The organism is Mycobacterium sp. AT1 (assembly GCF_002043095.1).
Lineage (GTDB): Bacteria > Actinomycetota > Actinomycetes > Mycobacteriales > Mycobacteriaceae > Mycobacterium.
Genome location: NZ_MVOC01000008.1, coordinates 39,764 through 60,197, shown reverse-complemented (window position 1 = coordinate 60,197; position 20,434 = coordinate 39,764). Strand labels below are relative to the sequence as shown.

The following is a 20,434-nucleotide window of genomic DNA, read 5'->3' as shown; positions in this document are numbered from 1 at the left end:
ACTCAGAGCCGTTCGATGATGGTGACATTGGCCTGTCCGCCGCCCTCGCACATGGTCTGCAGGCCGTACCGGCCGCCGGTGCGTTCGAGCTCGTGCAGCAGCGAGGTCATCAGGCGGGCGCCGGTGCAGCCGATCGGGTGGCCAAGGGCGATGGCGCCGCCGTTGGGGTTGACCCGCTTGGGGTCGGCGCCGAGTTCGGCGAGCCAGGCCAGCACGACGGGCGCAAAGGCCTCGTTGATCTCCACGGCGTCGATGTCGTCGATCGACATGCCAGCGCGCTTGAGTGCATGCTGGGTCGCGGGGATCGGAGCCGACAGCATCATCACCGGGTCGGCGCCGCGCACCGACATGTGGTGGATCCGGGCACGGGGAGTGAGGCCGAATCGGTCGACCGCGTCCTGCGAGGCGATCAGCAGGGCAGCGGCGCCATCGGAGATCTGGCTGGCGACGGCAGCGGTCAACACACCGTCCTCGGTGAGGGTGGCCAGGGTGGCCATCTTCTCAAGGGAGGTGTTGGCACGCGGGCCCTCGTCGACGGAAATTCCGGCGTACGGCGAGATTTCGCGTTCGAAGTGTCCGTTGGCGATGGCTGCGAGTGCCCGCTGGTGGCTCTCGAAGGCGAACCGCTCGTTGTCTTCTCGGCTCAGGTTCCACTGGCTGGCGATCATCTCGGCGCCGCGGAACTGGGAGATCTCCTGGTCGCCGTAGCGTTCCGCCCATCCGCGGCAATTCGTCCAGGGATCCGTGCTGCCGAACGGTTCGCCTGCGGCGAATGCACTCAAGATGGGGTACTGGCTCATCTTCTGAACGCCGCCGGCCACGATGAGGTCCGAGGTGCCACTCATGACGGCCTGGGCCGCGAAGTGCACGGCCTGCTGGGCAGATCCACACTGCCGGTCGATCGTGACGCCGGGCACCGATTCTGGTAGCCCCGCGGCCAAGGCGGCGGTGCGAGCGATGTCACCGGCCTGGGAGCCGATGTTGTCGAGACAACCAAGGATGACGTCGTCGATGGCGGCGGGATCTACGTCGTGGCGTCCGACGACGGTCTTGATGACGTGGGCCGCCATGTCTGCCGGGTGTTCGGCGGCGAATCCGCCGTTTCTCTTACCCACTGCGGTGCGGACGGCGTCAACGATGAAGGCTTCAGGCATGCCCGTAATTTAACACAGATTTGAAAATGGTCTAGTGCGGGGTGTGATCTTGATTGATCTTCGGCGCATTGCCGCCTTGGGCGACGGGCAAGAGGGCGCTCCTGATGAACTTCTGCGCGGTGTCGACGATGGCGTCGAGGGCAACACGGCTGCTGGAGTCCCACCACTCCGCGGTCCAGTTGAGTGCACCCATCACCAGCATCTGGGCGACCCGGGCGTCGACGTCGGTCCGTAGTTCACCAGCCCGTGCTGCGTCGTCGAAGAGTTGGCGCCACACTGCGCCGTAGTTGTCGCCCTCCTCGTCGGCTCGCACTCTCACCTGTGCCGGCACCTGGCCGTGGTTGCGAATGGAAGCCGTTGTGTAGTCGGAGAGTTGGAGCTCGTGCCGCAGATGTGCTTCGGCCGCGACCACGATCCTTTCGATGGCGGGAGTTCCCGGCGGCAGCGCAGCGAGCGCTTCGGTGAGGTGGTTGCGCATGTCGGCAAGGCCGCACGCCATCACTTCTTCGATCAGGTCGTCGCGCGAGGTGAAGTAGTAGTAGATCGCGGGCGTCTGGATTCCGGCACGTTCGGCGACGTCGGATAGTCGGGTGCCGGCATAACCCTTGCGGCTCAACAGGTGAGCCGCGGCGTCGAGGATCCGGGTTCGCGTCCGGTCGTACTTGGTCCCGGTCGGCTCTGCCGTGCTCATCTATGGGCCGTCACGAATGGGTGGCCGGCAGAGTGATTGCGTCACGGCATGGTGTACCCGCCGCTGACCGAGATCAGCTGGCCGGTCACCTGACGGGCGGCTACCGGCGAGCTGAACCACAGCACGGCGCGACCGACGTCATCGGCGGTGGTGAGGCTGCGCGTCGGGGTGTCCTTGAGCATGAACTCGATCTGCTTGGGGTTGAACACCTCGTCCTCGCCGACCGACCACAGGCTACTTGCGCCGATGGCATCGGGGCCGTCGGGCATGACGAGTCCTGGGCAGACCACGTTGGACCGGATGCCGTGGCGGCCGTGCTCGCGCGCGGTGGTTCTGGCGAGTGCCACCATTGCCGCCTTCGAGGCGCCGTAGATGCCCTGCCGGATCTGGCCGAATGCCGCATCGCTGGCGATGAACACGATGGATCCGCTACCGGCGTCCTTCATCGGGCCAAGGGCAGCCTGAGTGGCCGCCACCGCCGAGAAGAAGTTGACCTCGATGGTCCGCTGCCACTTGGTTCGGTCGGTATCGGTGGCGATGAAACCCGGGACCGACCACCCGGCATTGTTGACCAGGACGTCGACGCCACCCCAGGTGTCGACCGCCCTGCCGATGGCCTGATCCGCCCCATCGGGACCGGTGAGGTCGGCGATCGCCAACTCGACGGCGGCGGCCCCCCGCTCGAGAGCTTCACCCCTGACCTTCTCTGCCTGGGGCCCGTCGATGTCGCTGATCACGATTCGCGCACCCTCCGCGGCGAACTGGTGCACGATGCCACGCCCGATGTTGGACGCTCCTCCCGTGACGACGACACGGGCGTTGGTCAGTCCGAGGTCCATTGGTCTCCCATCTGGTGACGCGGCAGTGCCCGCTTGCCAGGGCACGTCCGCCAACTCGTACTTTAACGCAAATTAGAAACTGGGTGAGCGGTATCGCGGCATCGACGCGACCTTGACAGGCCACTGCGAATTATTTTAATGTTGATTAGATAAAGTTGGTGGGGCAATCAAGAGGAGTGAACATGAAGGTCGCCGTCGATTTCGCCAAATGCACGGGACTCGGCATCTGCGAGTCGATGGCGCCGGAGTTCTTCGAGGTCAACGACGACGGTGACCTCGTCCTCCTCAAGGAGGACATCACCGACGACGAGCTGCAGTCCGTCGAGGAAGCCGTCGCCGGATGCCCGACCGAGGCCCTGCGAATCGAGCGCTGAATGCGGCTCGTCGTGGTCGGGGCATCCTTGGCGGGCTTACGCGCCGTCGAGGCGGCGCGTAAGACAGGCTTCGACGGTGCAATCACCCTGATTGGCGCCGAGCCGCATCTTCCCTATGACCGCCCGCCGTTGTCCAAGGACTTCCTCGACGTCACCGAACCTGGTGCCGAGACGTCGATCCCCTTCTTTCGTAGTGCCGAGGTCTTCGCCGACGAGTTGCAGGTCGAGCTCGTACTTGGTTCGCCGGCAACGAAATTGGATGCCGAGCGCAAGATCGTCTTCATCGGTGACCGGGAGGTGCCCTTCGACGCCTTGGTCATCGCCACGGGCTCGAAGCTCCGCACGCTGCCCGACACCGAACACCTCGACGGCGTTCACGGTCTGCGTACGTTGGACGATTCACTCGCCATTCGCACCGCACTCGATGCGGGCGCCCGGACCGTCGTCATCGGCGCGGGCTTCATCGGCTCCGAAGTCGCCGCCAGCGCCCAGAAGCGCGGCCTCTCGGTGACCGTGGTCGAGGCGCTTCCGACACCTCTGGTGCGGGCTACCGGTACCGAGATGGGCGCAGCCATCGCCTCCTTGCACGAGCGCAACGGCACCACGTTGCTCTGTGGAACGGGAGTCAAGGGAATCGAAGGCGATGACGGTCGCGTCCAGCGCGTCGTCCTGTACGACGGCACCCACCTCGACGCCGACCTCGTGGTGGTGGGCATTGGCGTATCGCCTTGTACGGACTGGCTCGAGGGTTCCGGTCTCGAGCTGGACAACGGGGTGGTGTGCGACGAGACCCTCTGGACGGGCGTCCCCGGCGTCTATGCGGCTGGCGACGTCGCCAACTGGATGAACCCCATGTTCGGGGTTCGGCAGCGTATGGAGAACTGGACCGCCGCAGCCGAACAGGGCGCTGCGGCGGCGCGCAACGCGCTCGATCCCGACAATGCCAAACCGTATGGGACGGTGCCGTACTTCTGGTCGGATTGGTACGGCTCCAGAATCCAGTTCGTGGGCGTTCCCGACTGCGACGAAGTGCAACTGGTCGACGGTGACCTCGACTCCGACCTCGACACTCGGTGGACCGCGCTCTACCGGCGAGGGGACCGTCTGGTCGGTGCGCTCACGGTCAACGGTCAAACGGTGATCATGAAGTACCGCAGATTGATTTCGCAGGGGGCCTCCTGGGCCGAGGCGTTGGATTTTGCAGAGAAACGCAAGGCGGCCGCGGAGGCCAAAGCCGCTGCGGTGCAATGACGGACGCCCACCGCGACACCCCGTTGCGGTGGGGTGGATCCCGTGAGCTGACCCCCTTTGAGTTGGGATTTGCCGAGGTGATGCGCGACGGTGTCCGCTCGGCACCCTCGGTCCGCGTGTGACGGAGGTCGGCGGCGCCAAGCCGGTGATCGTGCTGCTGCGCGGCGCGACGTCATCGGCGCGAATCTCGAAGCCTGTGCTTCCCGGGTTGACGTCGCGCTACCGAGTGCTGGTGCCGACCCTTGCCGGTCATCTGGCGCGCGATGGCAGAGCACGCCGATCGATTGAGCATGACGCAGACGGCAGAGGTGTTCGAGGACATGGCCGGGTGCGACGTGTTGTCCTCACTGCTCGACGGCGCCCGCGCCATCGGCCGCATTCAACCACTTTCGGCTCGATGCCCCATCCGCATCGTGTGGGGAGCGTCGGATCGGACGCTGCCGTTCACCCGTTACGGGCGTCCGTTGCTCGCGGTACTGGATGGTGCCGAGCTGGAGTTCCTTGCCGGGGTGGGACACGTGCCCATGATCGACGATCCTGCAGCCGTCGCTGGCGCGATCGTACGGTTCGTCGATCAGATCGAACCGCGCACGTCGTAATCATCTCGCACCCTTCACTATTCGGGCCGCGGAGTGGTTGGTCAGATACCGCCGCGCGCGACGAGCTGGGCGGCGATCACGTTGCGCTGAATCTCATTCGTACCCTCGCCGACGATCATCAGCGGTGCGTCGCGGAAGTATCGCTCGACGTCGTATTCGGTGGAGTAGCCATAGCCGCCGTGGATGCGGACGGCGTTCAGGGCGATCTCCATGGCCGCCTCGGAAGCGAACAGCTTCGCCATCCCGGCCTCCATGTCGCAGCGCTCCCCGCTGTCATAGCGGTCTGCGGCGTGATAGGTCAGCTGACGTGCGGCCGTGAGCTTGGTGGCCATGTCGGCCAGGTAGTGCCCGATGGCCTGATGCTTCCAGATGGGCTGGCCAAAGCTCTCGCGGTCCTGGGCGTAGGCCAGGGCGTCCTCCAAGGCGGCCGTGGCGACGCCAAGTGCTCTCGCGGCTACCTGGATGCGGCCGGTCTCAAGGCCCTTCATCATCTGAGCGAAGCCTCGGCCGGGTTCCCCGCCGAGGATCGAGGATGCAGGCACGCGGCAGTCGTCGAAGGCCAGTTCGCAGCTCTCGACGCCCTTGTAGCCGAGCTTGGGCAGATCCCGCGAGATGAGCACGCCGGCAGTGTCCCGCTCGACCAGCAGCACCGAGATGCCCTTGTGCTTGGGGGTCGCGTTCGGATCGGTCTTGCACAGCAAGGCGATGAGGCCCGAGCGGCGCGCGTTGCTGATCCATGTCTTCGCGCCGTTGATCACCAGGTCGTCGCCGTCTGCTCGCGCGACCGTGGTCATGGCCTGCAGGTCCGAACCGCCACCGGGCTCGGTCAGGGCCATGGTGGCCCGGAGTTCTCCGGTGGCCATGGCAGGCAGGTACGCCTGCTTCTGTTCCTCGGTGCCGAACAGGCCAATGAGCTTGGCCACCACGGTATGTCCGCCCATGGCGCCGGCCAGGCTCATCCAACCACGGGCCAGTTCCTGGGTTACGTCGACGTAGCACGGCATCGATACCGGCGTGCCCCCGTACTCCTCGGGAACGGCCAGCCCGTATATCCCGATGCGCTTCATCTGCTCGATCCACGCCTCTGGATATTCGTTGGCGTGCTCGACCTCGCGGACTGACGGCTTGACGTCTCGGTTGACGAACTCGCGGACGGTATCCACCAGCATGGATTCTTCGACGCCCAATGCTGTTGTCATGTCGCCCTTCCTGGCGTTGCGTCAGCACGACGTGCTCGACGGCGGTGGTGCGGAATGCTCAACCTAGTTTTTAACACAGATTAAACTAGGGATCAATGTGCGGTCGAACCCTCTCCTTGGCTGGCTGATCGTCGAGGTCGTCGACGAAACGGCAAAACAGTGTGGCGAACAAGGCTTGCTCCTGCTTGGGCCACTGACTTAGTGCGGTTTCGATGACTTCGGTGCCAGCGGAGTCCATCCGCTGACAGGTCTGGAGACCCAAATCGGTTGCAGTCAGCAGGACGGCCCGGCGATCGGTGGGATCCGTTTGCCGCGTGACCAACTCGCGACGCTCGAGTCGACGAATCTGTGGGGTGATGGTCGACTTGTCGACGGCCTGCGAGTCGGACAGGTCGGTCGCCCGCACCGGCCCCCTTGCGATGATGGCCCGCAGCAGGTCGACGTCGATGGGTGTCAGGTCGCGCCCGGCCTCGCCGAGCAGCTTGGTACGTGTTTCGGGGCGGCTCATCTCGTGGATCAGCTTCACCATCGCTGGATGGATGCGTTGAGCGGGCGGTTCCTGCTTCGGCATGTCGACTGTGCTTCCAGGATTAGTAGTTGGCATAACCAAACTAATGTGTCTATAGTTTGGTCACACCCACTAATTTAGATTACGGCGGAGGCGACGATGAGCAGCGACACCATGAAGGCGATCCGGATCCATCGGTACGGTCCGCCGGAGTGCCTCGTCTACGAGGACGTTCCCATCCCAAGGGCGGGTCCCGGGCAGGTGCTCATCCGCAACGAGGCTGCGGGAATCAACTTCGCCGACATCGATCAACGACGAAACAACTATCCATTTCAGCCTCCGCTGCCTCACCTGTTGGGGGCTGAGTTCGCCGGCAGTGTGGAGGCGGTCGGCGAGGGTGTCTCCAGCGTGGCGGTCGGAGATCGCGTGTTCGGATTCCTCTCGGGAGCCGAACCCGCCGCCTACGCGCAATACGTGGTCGCGACAGCAGACGCGGTGTATCCGTTACCGCCCGAGTTGGGGTACGCCGAGAGCACTGCGTTGTTGGTCCAAGGCGTGACTGCCCACTTCCTGCTTCGCGATGGTGTCCGCCTCGCAGCCGGCGAATCCGTGCTAATTCTTGCTGCCGCAGGAGGTTTGGGCTCGATGGCGGTACAGCTTGCCAAGCTCCGTGGCGCACGAAATGTTATCGGTGCGGCAAGCACGGCGGCGAAGCGGCGATGGGTCTCGGAACTAGGTGCTGATGCGTGCATCGACTACACCCGACCCCATTGGGGTGCTGAGGTGTTGGCGGCGACCGACGGCCGCGGCGTGGATGCTGCGTTGGTCAACGTTGGCGGAGACTCGTTCACCCAATCGATTGCGTCACTGGCGCCGTTCGGTCGACTGAGCGCGTACGGCGGGGCCGACAAGACGACTCCCGTCATCGACTTCGATGCGGAGTTTGCGGCCGGACGGTTGTTCGGCAATCAGACACTGGGATTCTTCAGTCTTTACCCCTATCTCAGCGGTGACAGACGTGAAATAGCTGCTGCAGTAGCCGAACTCGCAGAACATGTGGCGAAGAAGCGACTCCGCATCGAACTCGGGGCACAGCTGCCGTTGTCGCAAGCGGCTGCGGCGCACCGGCTCATCGAAGATCGGCAGTCGACGGGCAAGTGCGTGCTGCTGCCGTGGGAAGAACAATAGCCATGAGCGTCTATCAGTGGCGCACATACACGTTGAGGGACGCGCAAGCGCTACGGACCTACAAGGACGAGATCTATCCTCGACATCTCAGCACCGCGGGGGAGTTCGGCATCACCCTGCACGGCATATGGACCAGCCCAGACGAAACCGACCACCGGCTATACGTACTCGCGTCCTATCCCGACGGTGCCGATCTCGAGTCACTCGAGAAGGCGTACATGCAGAGTCCCGGCTTCCATCGGGACATGGAGGGGATGGATCCGACGTGCATCATGGGCGTGACGGCGACCCGACTCGATCCCAGCACAGGCTCGCCATTGACCTGACCAGCCGCGGTGGTGAGCAGCTACTTCTTGCGGCGGCCGGCAGTCGCGGGGGACAGCCCGTGGCGTACCAGGGATTGGGCGTTGGCAACCACGGCGTCGACCGAACCGCGGCGGGGATCCCACCATTCGACGGTCCAGTTCAAGGCGCCGAGGACGAGCATCTGAGCGATGTAGAGGTCGAGGTCATCGCGTAGGCCGCCAGCCCTGGCGAGGTCGTTGACCAACCCCCGCCAGATCTCGCCGTAGCGTTCCTCTTCACGAATCTGACGCTTGCGGATGGTGTCCGGCACCTGGCCCGCGTTGCGGATGGACGCCGTCGTGTAGTCCGAGATCTCGAGCGCATGCCGCAGATGGGCTTCGACCGCGGCCAACAGCCGGTCGAGGGCAGGCGTGCCGACCGGCAGCGAGTCCAGAATCAGCGCAAGATGCTCGCGCATGTCGGCGATGCCCGCCCACATCACCTCTTCGATGAGGTCGTCACGGGACGGGAAGTAGTAGTAGATGGCAGGGGCCTGGATCTCGGCCTGGGCGGCGACCTCCGTCAGCCTCAATCCGCCGTAGCCCTTGATGCTGAGAACGTATGCGGCGGCATCGAGTATTCGACGTCGGGTCAGGGCCGACTTCGAATCTGATTCACCGTCGCCCTCGGACGATGCGGCAGCAGCAGTGCCCTTGTCCTTCGCCCGTGCCATGGGGTGATGTTACCCAGCGTCGGCGCAGGAGTGGTGCAAGAGTGGACGGCAGCGACGACGCGTCCGTCTAAGAGCTTGCCACGATGCCAGATTGGTGGAGTCGCCTGACGTGTTCCGGCGACATGGTCAGTCGCTCCGCGAGTACGTCGGCGGTGTCGTCGCCGAGTGTGGGAGCGGGTGCCGCGGGAACGTGCGTACCGTCGACGGACATCGGCAGGCCGGCGGCGAGGTACTCCCCGACGTGTGGTTGATTTACCTTGGCGAACAACGGACTCTCGGTCACTCGGGGGTCGACGGCTGTCTCCTCGAAGGTGCGATAGCGCTCCCAGAGCACCGACGTCGACGACAAGCCGGCGGCGATCTGTTCGGCCGAGTGATCGTGGAACCACGGGCCGAACAGTCCGGTCAGCGCGTCCCGGTGTCGGTAGCGATCGCCCTCGTCGGTGAAGTCTGCCCCCAGCGTGTCGGCGAGTTCGGCCAGGGCGGTGGTTGTCCCGGTGACATCTGCGAGGTCGCGGAGGTGGCGGCCGGTGAGGGCGACGATCATGAAGGACGCCCCGTCGCGGCTGACGAAGTCTTGGCCGTACTGGCCGTAGATCGCGTTGCCGAGCCGTTGCCGCTGCGTGCCGTTGACCATCGGCTCGGTGAGGAAGCCCAGATTGCTCGCCGTGGCGAGCGCGACGTCCTCCAGCGGCAGCCGAATCCTGCTGCCCTGGCCTGTCGCATCCCGATGACGCACCGCCGCCGTGATTGCCAGCGCAGCGTAGAGACCGCATGTGACGTCCCACGCCGGCAGCACGTGGTTGACCGGCCCGGGTTGCGATGGGTGTCCGGTGATGAGGGGAAAGCCCACCCCGGCGTTCACGGTGTAGTCGACGCCGGTACCGCCGTCTGCGCGTCCCGATACCTCCAGGTGGATCAGGTCGGGGCGCACGGCGTGCAGCGCGTCGTAGGAGAGCCAGTCCCGGCCCACCACGTTGGTGATCAAGATGCCGCCGTGCGGCCCGCTCTCTGCGACCAGTCGCCGTACGAGTTCCTGACCGTCGGGCGCCCGCAGATCGACCGCGACCGACCGCTTGCCCTTGTTGAGCCCGGCCCAATAGATGCTGGTCCCGCCGGGGGTCAAGGGCCAACGCCGGTAGTCGGCGGCTCCGCCGACCGGGTCGACGCGGACGACCTCACACCCGAGTTGGGCGAGGGTCATGCCGGCCAAGGGAACGGCTACGAAGCTCGAGACTTCCACGACCCGTACCCCGTCGAGGGGTCGGGTCGAGGTGGGCACGGTGGGAACGGTAGGCACGGTCCAACTCCTGAAGTACGGGGATATTCATAATCTAACGTAGAAAATTCGCGCGGCGGGTGCGCGGCTGGGCCGGGTAGGACGGCCCGATCGACCCTTGACGCCTGACAGGCGTGCCGCTAACCTGAGCAGGTTTCTATTCCTCGTTAAATCGCTGGCAGTGCGGGCGATCGCTTTCGAAACATGCTGGGCTGGAGCGTAACTCAGACGACCTCGGGCAGGTGGGTGGCGGGATGAGGCAGGCGATCGGTCTCGGTCAGCTTCGCAACAGCGCTTCCTACTACTTCGACCGCGTAGCCGCCGGCGAGTCATTCGACGTGGTTCGGCGCGGTCGACTCGTCGCGCGGATCACCCCCCTGGCCGACGATGAAGTCGAGGGTGTCGACGCAGCCGGCGAGGATCGTTCGCTGCACTAATCATCCAGGTTCGCGGAGTTCGGCCAACTTTGGTGGCCGTTCGGGGATTCCGCATTGGCGCCACCACTGTGCAAGAAGCGTTCTAAGGCAACGTATTTCGATACGGTTCGGATTATCACCCGCGTGGGACCCGGCTGACGGGATCGTCAGATTCGGCTTCAAATACGGACTTCGGGTACGGATTTGCCCGTACTTGCCTTCTGCGCTGTTTTTTAGTTTACTTTCGAATCGGTGAGTGAGCCGGATCACTAGATCCGAGGCCACCCGCCTACGTAACCGGAGAGGGACATGGTCGGTTGATGCCATTGACAGTGAGTTCGAGGCGGGCAGTCGGGGTCGTCGAGGGCCGCGAGACCCGGTCCGTACCGACGCGTCGGACGGTGCGTTAAGTGGTGTCGACCGGGATCCTTGCCAAGCCCTTCAAGGGGCTCGGTGGCTTCTTTGCAATGGCGCTGGACACGTTCGTGTGCATGTTCCGACGCCCATTCGCCTGGCGGGAGTACCTGCTGCAGACATGGTTCGTCGCGCGGGTCTCCCTGGTGCCAACGTTGATGTTGTCCATTCCCTTCACCGTCTTGACCGTGTTCACGTTCAACGTGCTGCTGGTGGAGTTCGGGGCCGCTGACTTCTCGGGGACGGGCGCGTCGCTGGGGACTGTGAACCAAACGGGGCCGATCGTGACCGTGTTGGTGGTGGCCGGTGCCGGGGCGACGTCGATGTGCGCCGACCTGGGCGCCCGCACGATTCGTGAGGAGCTCGACGCACTACGCGTGATGGGCATCAACCCGATTCAGACGCTGGTGGTGCCGCGAGTGCTCGCGGCGACCACCGTTGCGTTGCTTCTCTCCTCGCTGGTGATCCTCGTCGGGCTAGCTGGTGGATTCTTCTTCTCGGTGTACTTCCAGCACGTCACGCCCGGCGCGTTCGTCGCCGGGATGACACTGATCACGGGAGTGACCGACGTCCTGGTCGCACTGGTCAAGGCGACGCTGTTCGGCCTGACCGCCGGCCTGATCGCCTGCTACATGGGTACGTCGGTGGGTGGCGGTCCGGCGGGTGTGGGCAACGCGGTCAACGAGACAGTGGTGTTCTCCTTCGTCGCCTTGTTCGTGATAAACGTGATCGTCACCGCCGTGGGCTTCCAGGTGACGCCATGAGTTCCAAATCGCTTGTGGCGCAGAGGCGTCCACGCATCTTCAGGTTTGGCCGGGGAATCGTCGGCAGCCTCGAACGGCTGGGCGGCCAAGCGCAGTTCTACGCCAAGACGGTCATCTCCATCGGTGAGGCGGTCACCCGATACGCCGGCGAACTGATCCGGTTGATCGCCCAGATGAGCCTCGGTACGGGTGCCCTGGTGATGATCGGTGGCACTACCGCGATCGTGGGGTTCCTGACGCTGTCGACCGGTGCACTGGTCGCGGTGCAGGGCTACAACCAGTTCTCCCAAGTGGGCGTCGAGGCATTGATCGGCTTCGCCTCGGCATTCTTCAACGTTCGCCTCATCGCGCCTCTGACGGCTGGCATTGCCATGGCAGCCACCATCGGTGCCGGCGCGACCGCGCAGATCGGTGCGATGAGGATCAGCGAGGAGATCGACGCGCTGGAGGTGATGGGCATCCGTTCGGTGGCGTACCTGGCGTCGACGCGGGTGGCAGCGGGCGTAGTGGTCGTCATCCCGGTCTATTGCGTGGCAGTAATGACGTCGTTCTTCGCCGCTCGATTCGGCACCACGGTGTACTACGGGCAGTCCAGCGGTGTCTACGACCACTACTTCTACACCTTCCTCTCCACGACGGATCTGTTGTGGTCCTTCGTGCTCGCACTCGTAATGGCGGTGGTGATCATGCTGGTGCACACCTATTACGGCTATACGGCATCAGGTGGTCCCGCCGGGGTCGGTGAGGCCGTTGGTCGAGCCGTGCGCACCTCGATGATCACCGCCTCTGTCGTGGTGCTGTTCGTTTCGCTGGCCATCTATGGCCAGACCGGCCACTTCAATCTGGCGGGCTGAGCATGGCGGCGAGAGAGTGGGGCGAAAGCCGCAAGGGGCGGTTGTGGTCGGCGCTGGCAATGGTCGTCGTGGTCGCTGCGTTCGTGTACGCAACGATGGGCGCATTCAACAAGAGCTTCAGTTCCTTCGTTCCGGTGACCCTGGTCTCGGACCGGTCCGGACTGGTGATGGAGGTTGGTGCGAAGGTCAAGCTGCGCGGTGTGCAGGTCGGCGAGGTCGGCACCATCGCCGGTGGCAACACCCCGGTTCGGTTGAAGCTCAATCTGTTTCCCGATCAACTGCAGTTCATTCCAGCCAACGTGCAGGCCCGCATCCAGGCCACCACCATCTTTGGCGCCAAGTACGTGGAACTGATGTATCCGTCCGATCCCAGTGCCAAGCGCCTGGCCTCGGGTGCGGTTCTGCAGTCGAGCAACGTCGCCACCGAAGTGAACACGGTGTTCGAGAACCTGGTGGGTCTGCTCAATCAGGTCGATCCCGCGAAGCTCAACTCCATTCTGTCGGCGCTGGCTCAAGGCGTCCGTGGTCAGGGCGAGCGCATTGGTGAGGCCACCACCGGGCTCAACGAGGTCTTGCTTCAACTGAACCCGCGGTCCGAGACCATTCGGGCAGACTTCCGCTCCCTCAAGGGTTTTGCCGACACCTATAGCGCGGCAGCCCAGAACATCCTGAAGATCCTGGATTCGGCGAGCACCACCAGCGAGACCGTGAGCCGACAGTCCAAGCAGTTGGACGCGTTGCTGTTGAACATCACGGGGTTTGCCAACAGCGGGACCAATTTGCTTGCGCCCAACAAGGACAACTTCATTCGCGCGATCAACGATCTGCAGACGACGACGTCGCTGCTGAACAAGTACAACCCCTCCTACACGTGCTTGCTGCTCGGCGCGAAGACTCTGCTCGACACCGGCTATCCCGGCATTACCGGCGGTGACAACGGCAAGTCGCTCGTCGTCGACGCCGCATTGCTGTTTGGTAAGGATCAGTACCGGTATCCCGACAATCTGACGATCATCGGTGCGAAGGGCGGTCCCGGCGGACGGCCGGGCTGCGGGTCGCTGCCTGACGTTGCGAAGAACTTCCCCGTCCGAGACCTCATCACCAACACCGGGTGGGGTACCGGAGTGGACATCCGGCCCAACCCCGGCATCGGACGCCCCTTCTACACCGATTTCTTCCCGACCACGCGGGGCACCCCACGGCCGCCGACACTGCGCGGACAGGACCGCGGTCCTGCTCCAGGCCCGATTCCCTACCCGGGCGCTCCGGCGTACGGCGCGCCCGAGTACGCCCCGGATGGCACCCCGCTCTATCCGGGACTGCCACCGGCACCGCCGCCGGGCCTACCGAGGGAGCCGGGGCCGCCACCGCCCGGAACCGAGCCGTTCGTGGTGCCGAACCCAGCTGACGTACAACCCAATCCGCCGGCGACCCCGATTCCGGTACCGGCGGCACCATCACCGTGAACACCCCGAACATCGTCATGACGTCCCCCGTCACAGCGCACAGAGGAAGGATGAAATGAAGGACGACCTGTCTGGCGCCGTCGTACGGCTCATCGTCTTCGTCGTGGTGTGCGTGTTGGGAACCTTTGCGCTACTGGCGATCTACGCACAGTTCCGGTTCGAGGACGGCAAGTCCTACACCGCGGTGTTCACCAACGTCAGTGGGCTGGCCGACGGCAACTTCGTGCGAGTTGCCGGCGTGGAAGTCGGCAAGGTCACCCACATTTCGGTCAACCAGGACAACACCGCATCGGTCCAGTTCAGCGCCAACGATCGGGTGATACTGACCGAGGGCAGCCGCGCCGCCATCCGCTACGACAACCTGATCGGCGGGCGGTACCTCGAATTGCTCGAGGGCGCAGGCGGAATCAAGAGGTTGCCCGCGGACGCCACCATCGGGGTGGACCACACCAGCCCCGCCCTTGACCTGGATGCGCTGATCGGCGGCTTCCGGCCGTTGTTCCGTGCGCTCGATCCCGATCAGGTCAACGCGCTGTCCGGTGAGCTGATCTCGGCCTTCCAAGGCCAAGGCGCGACAGTCGGCTCCTTCCTCACTCAAACTGCCGCACTGACCAGCACACTGGCCGATCGTGACCAGCTGATCGGGCAGGTCGTCGTGAACCTCAACACCGTGCTCGGTTCACTTGCTGGTCAGGGCGACCAGTTCGCCAAGACCGTCGACTCGCTGTCCTCCTTGGTGAAGGGCCTTGCGGACCGCAAGAAGGACCTTGCCAACGGGCTGGCCTACGCCAACGCCGCGTCCGGGTCCATCGCCGACCTCCTCGCCCAAGCCCGTCCGCCATTGAAGGAGACGGTGACCCAGACCGACCGCGTCGCCACCCAGGTCCTCAACGACAAGGACTACTTCGACGATCTCCTCAACACGCTGCCCGACGCGTACAAGGTGCTCGGCCGTCAGGCACTGACCGGTGACTACTTCAGCTTCTACATCTGTGACCTCGTCCTCAAGGTCAACGGAAAGGGTGGACAACCCGTGTACGTCAAACTGGCCGGCCAAGATTCGGGCAGGTGCACACCACGATGAAGAGACCCTTTGGAAATCGGGAACCCATCAAGCCCTTTACCGAGCGCAACCCCGTCGTGCTCGGCGTCATCGGTGCAGTCGTGCTCGCGGCCATGGTCATCGGGGCGCTTCAGTTCCGAGATCTGCTCTCGTTCGCCAGGGGACACACCTACTCGGCCTACTTCGCCGACGCGGGTGGACTGAAGACCGGTGCGGCCGTCCAGGTCGCGGGATACAAGGTCGGCGAGGTCAAGAGCATCTCGTTGGCAGACTCGCACGCCCTGATCACCTTCGACGTCGACGGTGACATCCGCATCGGTGACCGTTCGGAGGCTGCGATCAAGACCAAGGCGCTCCTCGGCTCCAAGGTGCTCGAGGTGACTCCTCGCGGCGACGGCACCCAAGACGGCACGATCCCGTTGGCGCGCACCACCTCTCCGTATCAGCTTCCCGACGCCCTTGGGGATCTCTCGGCGACCATCAGCGGTCTCAACACCGAGCAGCTGTCCAACTCGCTGACCGTGCTGTCGCAGACCTTCGCCGACACGCCACCGCAACTCAAGCAGGCGCTGGATGGAATCGCCCGTTTCTCCCAGACTCTCAACGAACGCGACGATCAGCTGCGCTCGCTGCTGGGCAACGCCAACAAGGCCACTGGCATCCTGGCAGAGCGAAGTGATGAGATCGTCAGCCTGGTCAAGAACACCAATGCACTGCTGATCCAGCTGGAAAGTCAGAGCAGCGCGCTGGACCAGCTCTCGTCCAACTTCTCGGCACTGAGCACACAGCTGACCGGTCTGATCGCCGACAATCGCACCACGCTGAAGCCCGCACTGGATCGGCTCAACGGCGTGCTGACGATCGTCGACGATCGGAAGGCCAAGATTCAGGAAGCCTTGAAGGGGTTGCGCGACTACGCAACATCTCTCGGGGAGTCGGTGGGGTCGGGCCCCTTCTTCAAGGCCTACCTCGCCAACCTCCTACCTGGCCAGTTCGTACAGCCGTTCGTCGACGCCGCGTTCTCCGATCTCGGCGTCGATCCCAACACCCTCCTGCCATCGGAACGGGTCGACCCGCAGGTCGGCCAGCCGGGCACTCCGCCGCTGCCCGTCCCGTACCCGAGGACCGGCCAGGGTGGGGATCCGAGACTGAACCTGCCCGATGCGATCACCGGCAACCCAGGAGACCCCGGTTGTGGACCTCCCGGCCTGCCGCTGCCCGGTCCGACCGGCTGCTATCCCTACCGCGATCCGGGACCCGCACCAGCGCCAGGCGGTCCACCGCCCGGCCCGCCTGCTGACGTCGCGCCGACTCCCGGCCCCACTCCCGTGTTGCAACTGGCACCGGGTGAGGTGCCCGCCTCACCAGGTCCGGTTGATCCGACCAACCCGGAGGCTGGCCAATGAGCACCCGCACCACCCGCATTGGGTTAGCTGCCGTCCTCGTCGTCGCCTTGATCGCCGGAATCGGCGTGGTCCTGCGCGACGGCGCCGGTATCGGCCGCACCCATCTGGTGGCCTATTTCGACAACAGCAACGGCATCTTCGTCGGTGACGAAGTGCGGATCGTGGGTGTGCCGGTCGGCGTGATCGACAAGATCGAACCGCAACCGCTTCAAGTCAAGATCAGTTTCTGGTTGGACGACAAGTACAAGGTCCCGGCCGACGCCAAGGCGGTCATCCTGTCGCCGTCGCTGGTGACCTCGCGAGCCATCCAGCTGACTCCGCCCTACACCTCGGGCCCGGCGATGGCCGACAACGCCGTCATTGGCCGAGACCGCACGGCGGTACCCGTGGAGTTCGACGACTTTCGGCAGCAGTTGCAGAAACTCAACGAGGCTCTGCAACCGACTCAGCCGGGTGGTGTCAGCCCGCTCGGCGCATTGGTCAACACCACCGCCGACAACCTGCGCGGACAAGGCGCGTCCATCAGGGACACGATCATCAAGAGCTCTCAGGCGATCTCGGCACTCGGAGACCACAGCAATGATCTCTTCGCGACCCTGAAGAACCTGTCCCTTCTGGTGTCGGCACTGCAGGGTTCCAGCACTCTGCTCGCCCAGCTGAACCAGAATCTCGCATCCGTCAGCAACCTCGTCGCCAACGATCCCAATGAAGTGGGTAACGCCGTGCGCGACCTCGGTGATCTGGCCGGGCAGCTGACCGGCTTCGTCAACGACAACCGTGAATCCCTTGGCATCACCGCGGACAAGCTCGCGTCGGTGTCACAGGCCTTGCACGACAGCATTCCCGACATCAAGGAGGTGCTCCACGTCGCGCCGCCAACGTTGCAGAACTTCATGAACATCTACCAGCCGGCCCAGGGCACTCTGACGGGAGCGTTGTCGGTCAACAACTTCCAGAACCCAATTACGTTCCTGTGCGGCGCAATTCAGGCAGCCTCGCGGATGGGCGCCGAGCAATCCGCGAAGCTGTGTGCCCAGTACCTGGCTCCCATCATCAAGAACCGCCAGTACAACTTCCCGCCGCTTGGGCTGAACCCGCTCGTCGGCACCATCGCACGGCCGAACGAGGTCACCTACAGCGAGGACTGGATGCGTCCGGACTACGTGCCACCCCAGGCCCCGCCCCCGGCTGCACCGCCAGCGACGGACGTGCCGCCATCCGGTGCCACCCAGCCACCCCTCGCCGCAGAAGCGCCTCTCCCGGCGCAACCCGTGCAGACGGATCCCTCGGCCGGCTTGACCGGAATGATGGTTCCTCCCGGAGGTGGCCAGTGAACGTCCCCGGTCTCAAGAGGGCAATCGGCACAACGGTTCTCGCGGTCACAGTCGCTGCCTCGTCGGGCTGCGGATGGCATGGGTTGAACTCCCTGCCGCTTCCCGGCACCGCCGGTGGCGGGCCGGGCTCCTATACCGTCAAGGCCGAGCTGCCCAATGTCACCAACCTGCAGCCCAATTCGAGGGTTCGGGTGGGGGACGTGACGGTGGGCAACGTCACCGACGTGGAGATGCAGGGTTGGCATGCACTGCTGACCATGTCCATCGACGGCGACGTGAACCTCCCCGCCAATGCAACGGTCAAGTTGGGTCAAACCAGCCTCTTCGGTTCCCTGCACATCGAACTCGCCCCACCGACCGACGCCCCACCAGAAGGCAAACTGCACGACGGATCGCTGATCCCGTTGTCGTCGGCCGGAGTATTCCCCAGCACCGAGCAGACGCTGGCCGCGATCTCGATGGTGCTCAACGGTGGGGGAGTAGGCCAAATCCAAGACATCACCGAGGCATTCAGCACGGCGTTCGCCGGCCGGGCCGACGACCTGCGCAGCCTGATCGTCCAACTCGACACCTACGTCGGCTACCTGAACGATCAAAAAGACGACATCATCGCCGCCGCAGACAGTCTCAACAACCTGGTCGGTCAGATCGCCGAGCAGAAGCCGGTCGTCGACAGAGCCCTGAAGACCATTCCCGACGCACTCGCGGTGCTCAACGATCAACGCACCAACATCGCCGACGCCGTCACCAAGCTGGGACAGTTCTCGGCGCTGGCCAGCGACTCGATAGACCAGACGAAGACCGCTCTGGTACGTGAGCTCTCCGACGTCGCCCCGGTACTCAAGTCGTTGGCCGACGCGGGCCCCGCACTGACGCGCGCCCTGAGCGTGCTGCCCACCTACCCGTTCCCCAAGGAACAACTCACCAAGTGGATGCGGGGTGACTACGCCAACCTGACCGCCGTCATCGACTTGACGTTGAGCAGGCTCGACTCGTCGTTCTTCACCGGAACTCGGTTCGAAGGCAACCTCACCGAGCTCGAGTTGCAGTGGGGCCGCACCATCGGCCAACTACCAAGTCCCTACACCGCGGCCAACCCGCTGGTGGTTCCCTACCGCACCGATCAGGGGTCTTAGGCATGTACTTGCCCAGACGAGTCGTCGTCCAGATGGCGGTCTTCACCACCGGCACCCTGGTTGCCGTGTCGGTGATGGCGTTTCACTACATGGGGCTTCCGAACTTTCTGTTTGGCATCGGGCACTACCGGGTGACGCTGCAGTTGCCCGTCGCGGCGGGCCTCTACTCCAGCGGCAACGTGACCTACCGAGGTACCGAGGTGGGCCGGGTCGAGAGCGTCGACCTCACCGACACCGGGGTGAACGCCGTCCTGTCACTGAAGTCCGGCGTGCCGATTCCCGCGGACCTGGAGGCCCAGGTACACAGTCAAACCGCGGTCGGTGAGCAGTTCGTCGCCCTGCTGCCCCGTAGCGCCAACGGACCGGTGCTGAAGGAGGGTGACGTCATCGGTGAGGACCGAGCCTCCGTACCCCCCGACGTCAACTCCCTTCTCGCCGCGACGAATCGGGGCATCCAAGCCATCCCGCACGACAATCTCAAGACGGTGATCGACGAGGGTTACACCGCGGTCGGTGGACTCGGTCCTGAGTTGTCCCGGTTGGTCAAGGGCACCACGTCGCTGGCCGTCGACGCGCGCAAGAATCTCGACGCCTTGGTCACCCTGACCGACCAGTCACAGCCCGTGCTGGACTCGCAGACCAACACGTCGGACTCCATCGCAGCATGGGCGGCCAACATCGCCACCGTGACGGGGGAACTCAAGACCCAAGACGCCGCGGTGTCGAAGGTGCTGACCGACGGGCCCGCGGCGGCCGACGCTAGCCGCGCCCTTCTCGATCGACTCCAACCGTCGCTGCCCGTGTTGCTGCAGAACCTGGTGGGTCTCGATCAGATCGGCATCGCCTACAACGCGAACCTCGAACAACTCCTGGTTCTCCTGCCGCAGGGCATCTCGATTCTGCAGGGCGCAGGCCTGGCCAACAGGAACACCAAGCAGCCGTACAAGGGCGGCTTCCTGTCGTTCAACCTGAACCTCAACCTGCCGCCCGCATGTTTGACCGGATTCCTTCCGCCACAACAGCAACGGGTTCCCTCAGACGTGGACTATCCGCCGCGGCCCGAAGGAAACCTGTACTGCCGGGTACCCCAGGACTCACCGTTCAACGTCCGCGGGGCCCGCAACATCCCGTGCGAGACCAAGCCCGGCAAGCGTGCACCAACCGTCGCGATGTGCGAGAGCGACGAGAACTACGTCCCGCTCAACGATGGCTACAACTGGAAGGGCGACCCCAACAGCACCCTGTCCGGGCAGGCCATTCCGCAGCTTCCGCCGGGTGCACCAGAGGCCGCCCCTGCGCCTCCGGCCGCCGCGCCGCCCGCAGCACCGTCTCCACCCATTGCCATCGCGCAGTACGACCCCAATACCGGCACCTACGTGGGACCCGACGGGCACACCTATCGGCAGACCGACCTGGCCCGTGACGCCAACCAGAACCAATCGTGGCAAGACATGATGTTGCCACCGAAGGGACAGTGACCA

22 protein-coding genes are annotated in these 20,434 nt (G+C 64.5%); 15 read left to right on the top strand and 7 right to left on the bottom strand.

What is annotated here, in order from left to right; translation table 11 throughout:
- Positions 1-2: 2 nt before the first annotated feature.
- From B1790_RS04145 to B1790_RS04135, 3 genes are read right to left on the bottom strand one after another with little or no spacing between them, the layout of a single operon-like run.
- The gene (locus B1790_RS04145; RefSeq protein WP_079921938.1) at positions 3-1,154 is read right to left on the bottom strand and encodes an acetyl-CoA C-acetyltransferase; all 1,152 of its coding nucleotides are present in this window, start codon (positions 1,152-1,154) and stop codon (positions 3-5) included.
- A 31-nt stretch (positions 1,155-1,185) separates the two neighbouring features.
- The gene (locus B1790_RS04140) at positions 1,186-1,845 is read right to left on the bottom strand and encodes a TetR/AcrR family transcriptional regulator (RefSeq protein WP_079921937.1); all 660 of its coding nucleotides are present in this window, start codon (positions 1,843-1,845) and stop codon (positions 1,186-1,188) included.
- A 41-nt stretch (positions 1,846-1,886) separates the two neighbouring features.
- Entirely contained in the window at positions 1,887-2,684 is a 798-nt protein-coding gene (locus B1790_RS04135; protein ID WP_079921936.1) for an SDR family NAD(P)-dependent oxidoreductase, read from the bottom strand.
- A gap of 182 nt (positions 2,685-2,866) precedes the next feature.
- Here B1790_RS04135 and B1790_RS04130 point away from each other — a divergent pair, with 182 nt between their 5' ends.
- The 4 genes from B1790_RS04130 (at position 2,867) to B1790_RS04120 (ending at position 4,908) form a co-directional block, all read left to right on the top strand.
- Positions 2,867-3,058, top strand: coding sequence for a ferredoxin (locus B1790_RS04130; protein ID WP_079922006.1), 192 nt, complete (start codon positions 2,867-2,869; stop codon positions 3,056-3,058).
- The gene (locus B1790_RS04125) at positions 3,059-4,309 is read left to right on the top strand and encodes an NAD(P)/FAD-dependent oxidoreductase (RefSeq protein ID WP_079921935.1); all 1,251 of its coding nucleotides are present in this window, start codon (positions 3,059-3,061) and stop codon (positions 4,307-4,309) included.
- The gene (locus B1790_RS35605; RefSeq protein WP_255407242.1) at positions 4,306-4,431 is read left to right on the top strand and encodes a hypothetical protein; all 126 of its coding nucleotides are present in this window, start codon (positions 4,306-4,308) and stop codon (positions 4,429-4,431) included. Before B1790_RS04125 ends, B1790_RS35605 begins: the two co-directional genes overlap by 4 nt.
- Before the next feature lie 168 nt (positions 4,432-4,599).
- Complete coding sequence (locus tag B1790_RS04120; RefSeq protein ID WP_142271021.1) at positions 4,600-4,908, top strand: alpha/beta fold hydrolase; 309 nt, start codon at positions 4,600-4,602, stop codon at positions 4,906-4,908.
- 41 nt (positions 4,909-4,949) lie between these two features.
- On the opposite strand, the gene B1790_RS04115 is transcribed toward B1790_RS04120, so the two are convergent.
- Both B1790_RS04115 and B1790_RS04110 read right to left on the bottom strand, forming a co-directional pair.
- Positions 4,950-6,107, bottom strand: a complete 1,158-nt coding sequence (locus tag B1790_RS04115; RefSeq protein ID WP_079921933.1) for an acyl-CoA dehydrogenase family protein — start codon at positions 6,105-6,107, stop codon at positions 4,950-4,952.
- Positions 6,108-6,192: 85 nt separating this feature from the next.
- Complete coding sequence (locus B1790_RS04110) at positions 6,193-6,678, bottom strand: MarR family winged helix-turn-helix transcriptional regulator (protein ID WP_158083749.1); 486 nt, start codon at positions 6,676-6,678, stop codon at positions 6,193-6,195.
- Positions 6,679-6,774: 96 nt separating this feature from the next.
- Between B1790_RS04110 and B1790_RS04105 the strand changes: the two genes are divergently transcribed.
- Both B1790_RS04105 and B1790_RS04100 read left to right on the top strand, forming a co-directional pair.
- On the top strand, positions 6,775-7,803 hold the full coding sequence (locus B1790_RS04105; protein WP_079921931.1) for a quinone oxidoreductase: 1,029 nt from the start codon (positions 6,775-6,777) through the stop codon (positions 7,801-7,803).
- A 2-nt stretch (positions 7,804-7,805) separates the two neighbouring features.
- Positions 7,806-8,129 carry an NIPSNAP family protein gene (locus B1790_RS04100; protein ID WP_079921930.1) on the top strand — a complete coding sequence of 108 codons (324 nt, stop codon included), beginning with the start codon at positions 7,806-7,808 and terminating at the stop codon, positions 8,127-8,129.
- Between the two features lie 20 nt (positions 8,130-8,149).
- On the opposite strand, the gene B1790_RS04095 is transcribed toward B1790_RS04100, so the two are convergent.
- Positions 8,150-8,821: a TetR/AcrR family transcriptional regulator gene (locus B1790_RS04095; protein WP_079921929.1), complete on the bottom strand. Its 672-nt coding sequence runs from the start codon at positions 8,819-8,821 to the stop codon at positions 8,150-8,152.
- 67 nt (positions 8,822-8,888) lie between these two features.
- Positions 8,889-10,103, bottom strand: coding sequence for a CoA transferase (locus B1790_RS04090; RefSeq protein WP_079922005.1), 1,215 nt, complete (start codon positions 10,101-10,103; stop codon positions 8,889-8,891).
- A 251-nt stretch (positions 10,104-10,354) separates the two neighbouring features.
- On the opposite strand from B1790_RS04090, the gene B1790_RS04085 reads away from it, so the two are divergent.
- From B1790_RS04085 to B1790_RS04045, 9 genes are all read left to right on the top strand, one after another.
- Positions 10,355-10,537 (top strand): type II toxin-antitoxin system Phd/YefM family antitoxin, encoded by a 183-nt coding sequence (locus tag B1790_RS04085; RefSeq protein WP_079921928.1) that lies wholly within the window; start codon positions 10,355-10,357, stop codon positions 10,535-10,537.
- Between the two features lie 446 nt (positions 10,538-10,983).
- Positions 10,984-11,694 carry an MlaE family ABC transporter permease gene (locus tag B1790_RS04080; protein ID WP_369832281.1) on the top strand — a complete coding sequence of 237 codons (711 nt, stop codon included), beginning with the start codon at positions 10,984-10,986 and terminating at the stop codon, positions 11,692-11,694.
- The gene (locus B1790_RS04075) at positions 11,691-12,548 is read left to right on the top strand and encodes an ABC transporter permease (RefSeq protein ID WP_079921926.1); all 858 of its coding nucleotides are present in this window, start codon (positions 11,691-11,693) and stop codon (positions 12,546-12,548) included. Before B1790_RS04080 ends, B1790_RS04075 begins: the two co-directional genes overlap by 4 nt.
- A gap of 2 nt (positions 12,549-12,550) precedes the next feature.
- Positions 12,551-14,014: an MCE family protein gene (locus B1790_RS04070; RefSeq protein ID WP_079921925.1), complete on the top strand. Its 1,464-nt coding sequence runs from the start codon at positions 12,551-12,553 to the stop codon at positions 14,012-14,014.
- Positions 14,015-14,069: 55 nt separating this feature from the next.
- Positions 14,070-15,098, top strand: a complete 1,029-nt coding sequence (locus B1790_RS04065) for an MCE family protein (protein WP_079921924.1) — start codon at positions 14,070-14,072, stop codon at positions 15,096-15,098.
- Between the two features lie 26 nt (positions 15,099-15,124).
- A complete protein-coding gene (locus B1790_RS04060; RefSeq protein WP_079922004.1) occupies positions 15,125-16,483 on the top strand; it encodes a virulence factor Mce family protein in 1,359 nt (452 codons plus the stop codon).
- The gene (locus B1790_RS04055) at positions 16,480-17,817 is read left to right on the top strand and encodes an MCE family protein (RefSeq protein ID WP_079921923.1); all 1,338 of its coding nucleotides are present in this window, start codon (positions 16,480-16,482) and stop codon (positions 17,815-17,817) included. Before B1790_RS04060 ends, B1790_RS04055 begins: the two co-directional genes overlap by 4 nt.
- A gap of 23 nt (positions 17,818-17,840) precedes the next feature.
- On the top strand, positions 17,841-18,953 hold the full coding sequence (locus B1790_RS04050; RefSeq protein ID WP_198951910.1) for a virulence factor Mce family protein: 1,113 nt from the start codon (positions 17,841-17,843) through the stop codon (positions 18,951-18,953).
- A 2-nt stretch (positions 18,954-18,955) separates the two neighbouring features.
- A complete protein-coding gene (locus B1790_RS04045) occupies positions 18,956-20,431 on the top strand; it encodes an MCE family protein (protein ID WP_079921921.1) in 1,476 nt (491 codons plus the stop codon).
- Positions 20,432-20,434 lie beyond the last annotated feature (3 nt).

Coding starts and splice junctions, on each gene's coding strand:
- B1790_RS04145 (WP_079921938.1), bottom strand. CDS start 1,154: ATGCCTGAAGCCTTCATCGTTGACGCCGTCCGCACCGCAGTGGGTAAG.
- B1790_RS04140 (WP_079921937.1), bottom strand. CDS start 1,845: ATGAGCACGGCAGAGCCGACCGGGACCAAGTACGACCGGACGCGAACC.
- B1790_RS04135 (WP_079921936.1), bottom strand. CDS start 2,684: ATGGACCTCGGACTGACCAACGCCCGTGTCGTCGTCACGGGAGGAGCG.
- B1790_RS04130 (WP_079922006.1), top strand. CDS start 2,867: ATGAAGGTCGCCGTCGATTTCGCCAAATGCACGGGACTCGGCATCTGC.
- B1790_RS04125 (WP_079921935.1), top strand. CDS start 3,059: ATGCGGCTCGTCGTGGTCGGGGCATCCTTGGCGGGCTTACGCGCCGTC.
- B1790_RS35605 (WP_255407242.1), top strand. CDS start 4,306: ATGACGGACGCCCACCGCGACACCCCGTTGCGGTGGGGTGGATCCCGT.
- B1790_RS04120 (WP_142271021.1), top strand. CDS start 4,600: ATGACGCAGACGGCAGAGGTGTTCGAGGACATGGCCGGGTGCGACGTG.
- B1790_RS04115 (WP_079921933.1), bottom strand. CDS start 6,107: ATGACAACAGCATTGGGCGTCGAAGAATCCATGCTGGTGGATACCGTC.
- B1790_RS04110 (WP_158083749.1), bottom strand. CDS start 6,678: ATGCCGAAGCAGGAACCGCCCGCTCAACGCATCCATCCAGCGATGGTG.
- B1790_RS04105 (WP_079921931.1), top strand. CDS start 6,775: ATGAGCAGCGACACCATGAAGGCGATCCGGATCCATCGGTACGGTCCG.
- B1790_RS04100 (WP_079921930.1), top strand. CDS start 7,806: ATGAGCGTCTATCAGTGGCGCACATACACGTTGAGGGACGCGCAAGCG.
- B1790_RS04095 (WP_079921929.1), bottom strand. CDS start 8,821: ATGGCACGGGCGAAGGACAAGGGCACTGCTGCTGCCGCATCGTCCGAG.
- B1790_RS04085 (WP_079921928.1), top strand. CDS start 10,355: ATGAGGCAGGCGATCGGTCTCGGTCAGCTTCGCAACAGCGCTTCCTAC.
- B1790_RS04080 (WP_369832281.1), top strand. CDS start 10,984: ATGGCGCTGGACACGTTCGTGTGCATGTTCCGACGCCCATTCGCCTGG.
- B1790_RS04075 (WP_079921926.1), top strand. CDS start 11,691: ATGAGTTCCAAATCGCTTGTGGCGCAGAGGCGTCCACGCATCTTCAGG.
- B1790_RS04070 (WP_079921925.1), top strand. CDS start 12,551: ATGGCGGCGAGAGAGTGGGGCGAAAGCCGCAAGGGGCGGTTGTGGTCG.
- B1790_RS04065 (WP_079921924.1), top strand. CDS start 14,070: ATGAAGGACGACCTGTCTGGCGCCGTCGTACGGCTCATCGTCTTCGTC.
- B1790_RS04055 (WP_079921923.1), top strand. CDS start 16,480: ATGAGCACCCGCACCACCCGCATTGGGTTAGCTGCCGTCCTCGTCGTC.
- B1790_RS04045 (WP_079921921.1), top strand. CDS start 18,956: ATGTACTTGCCCAGACGAGTCGTCGTCCAGATGGCGGTCTTCACCACC.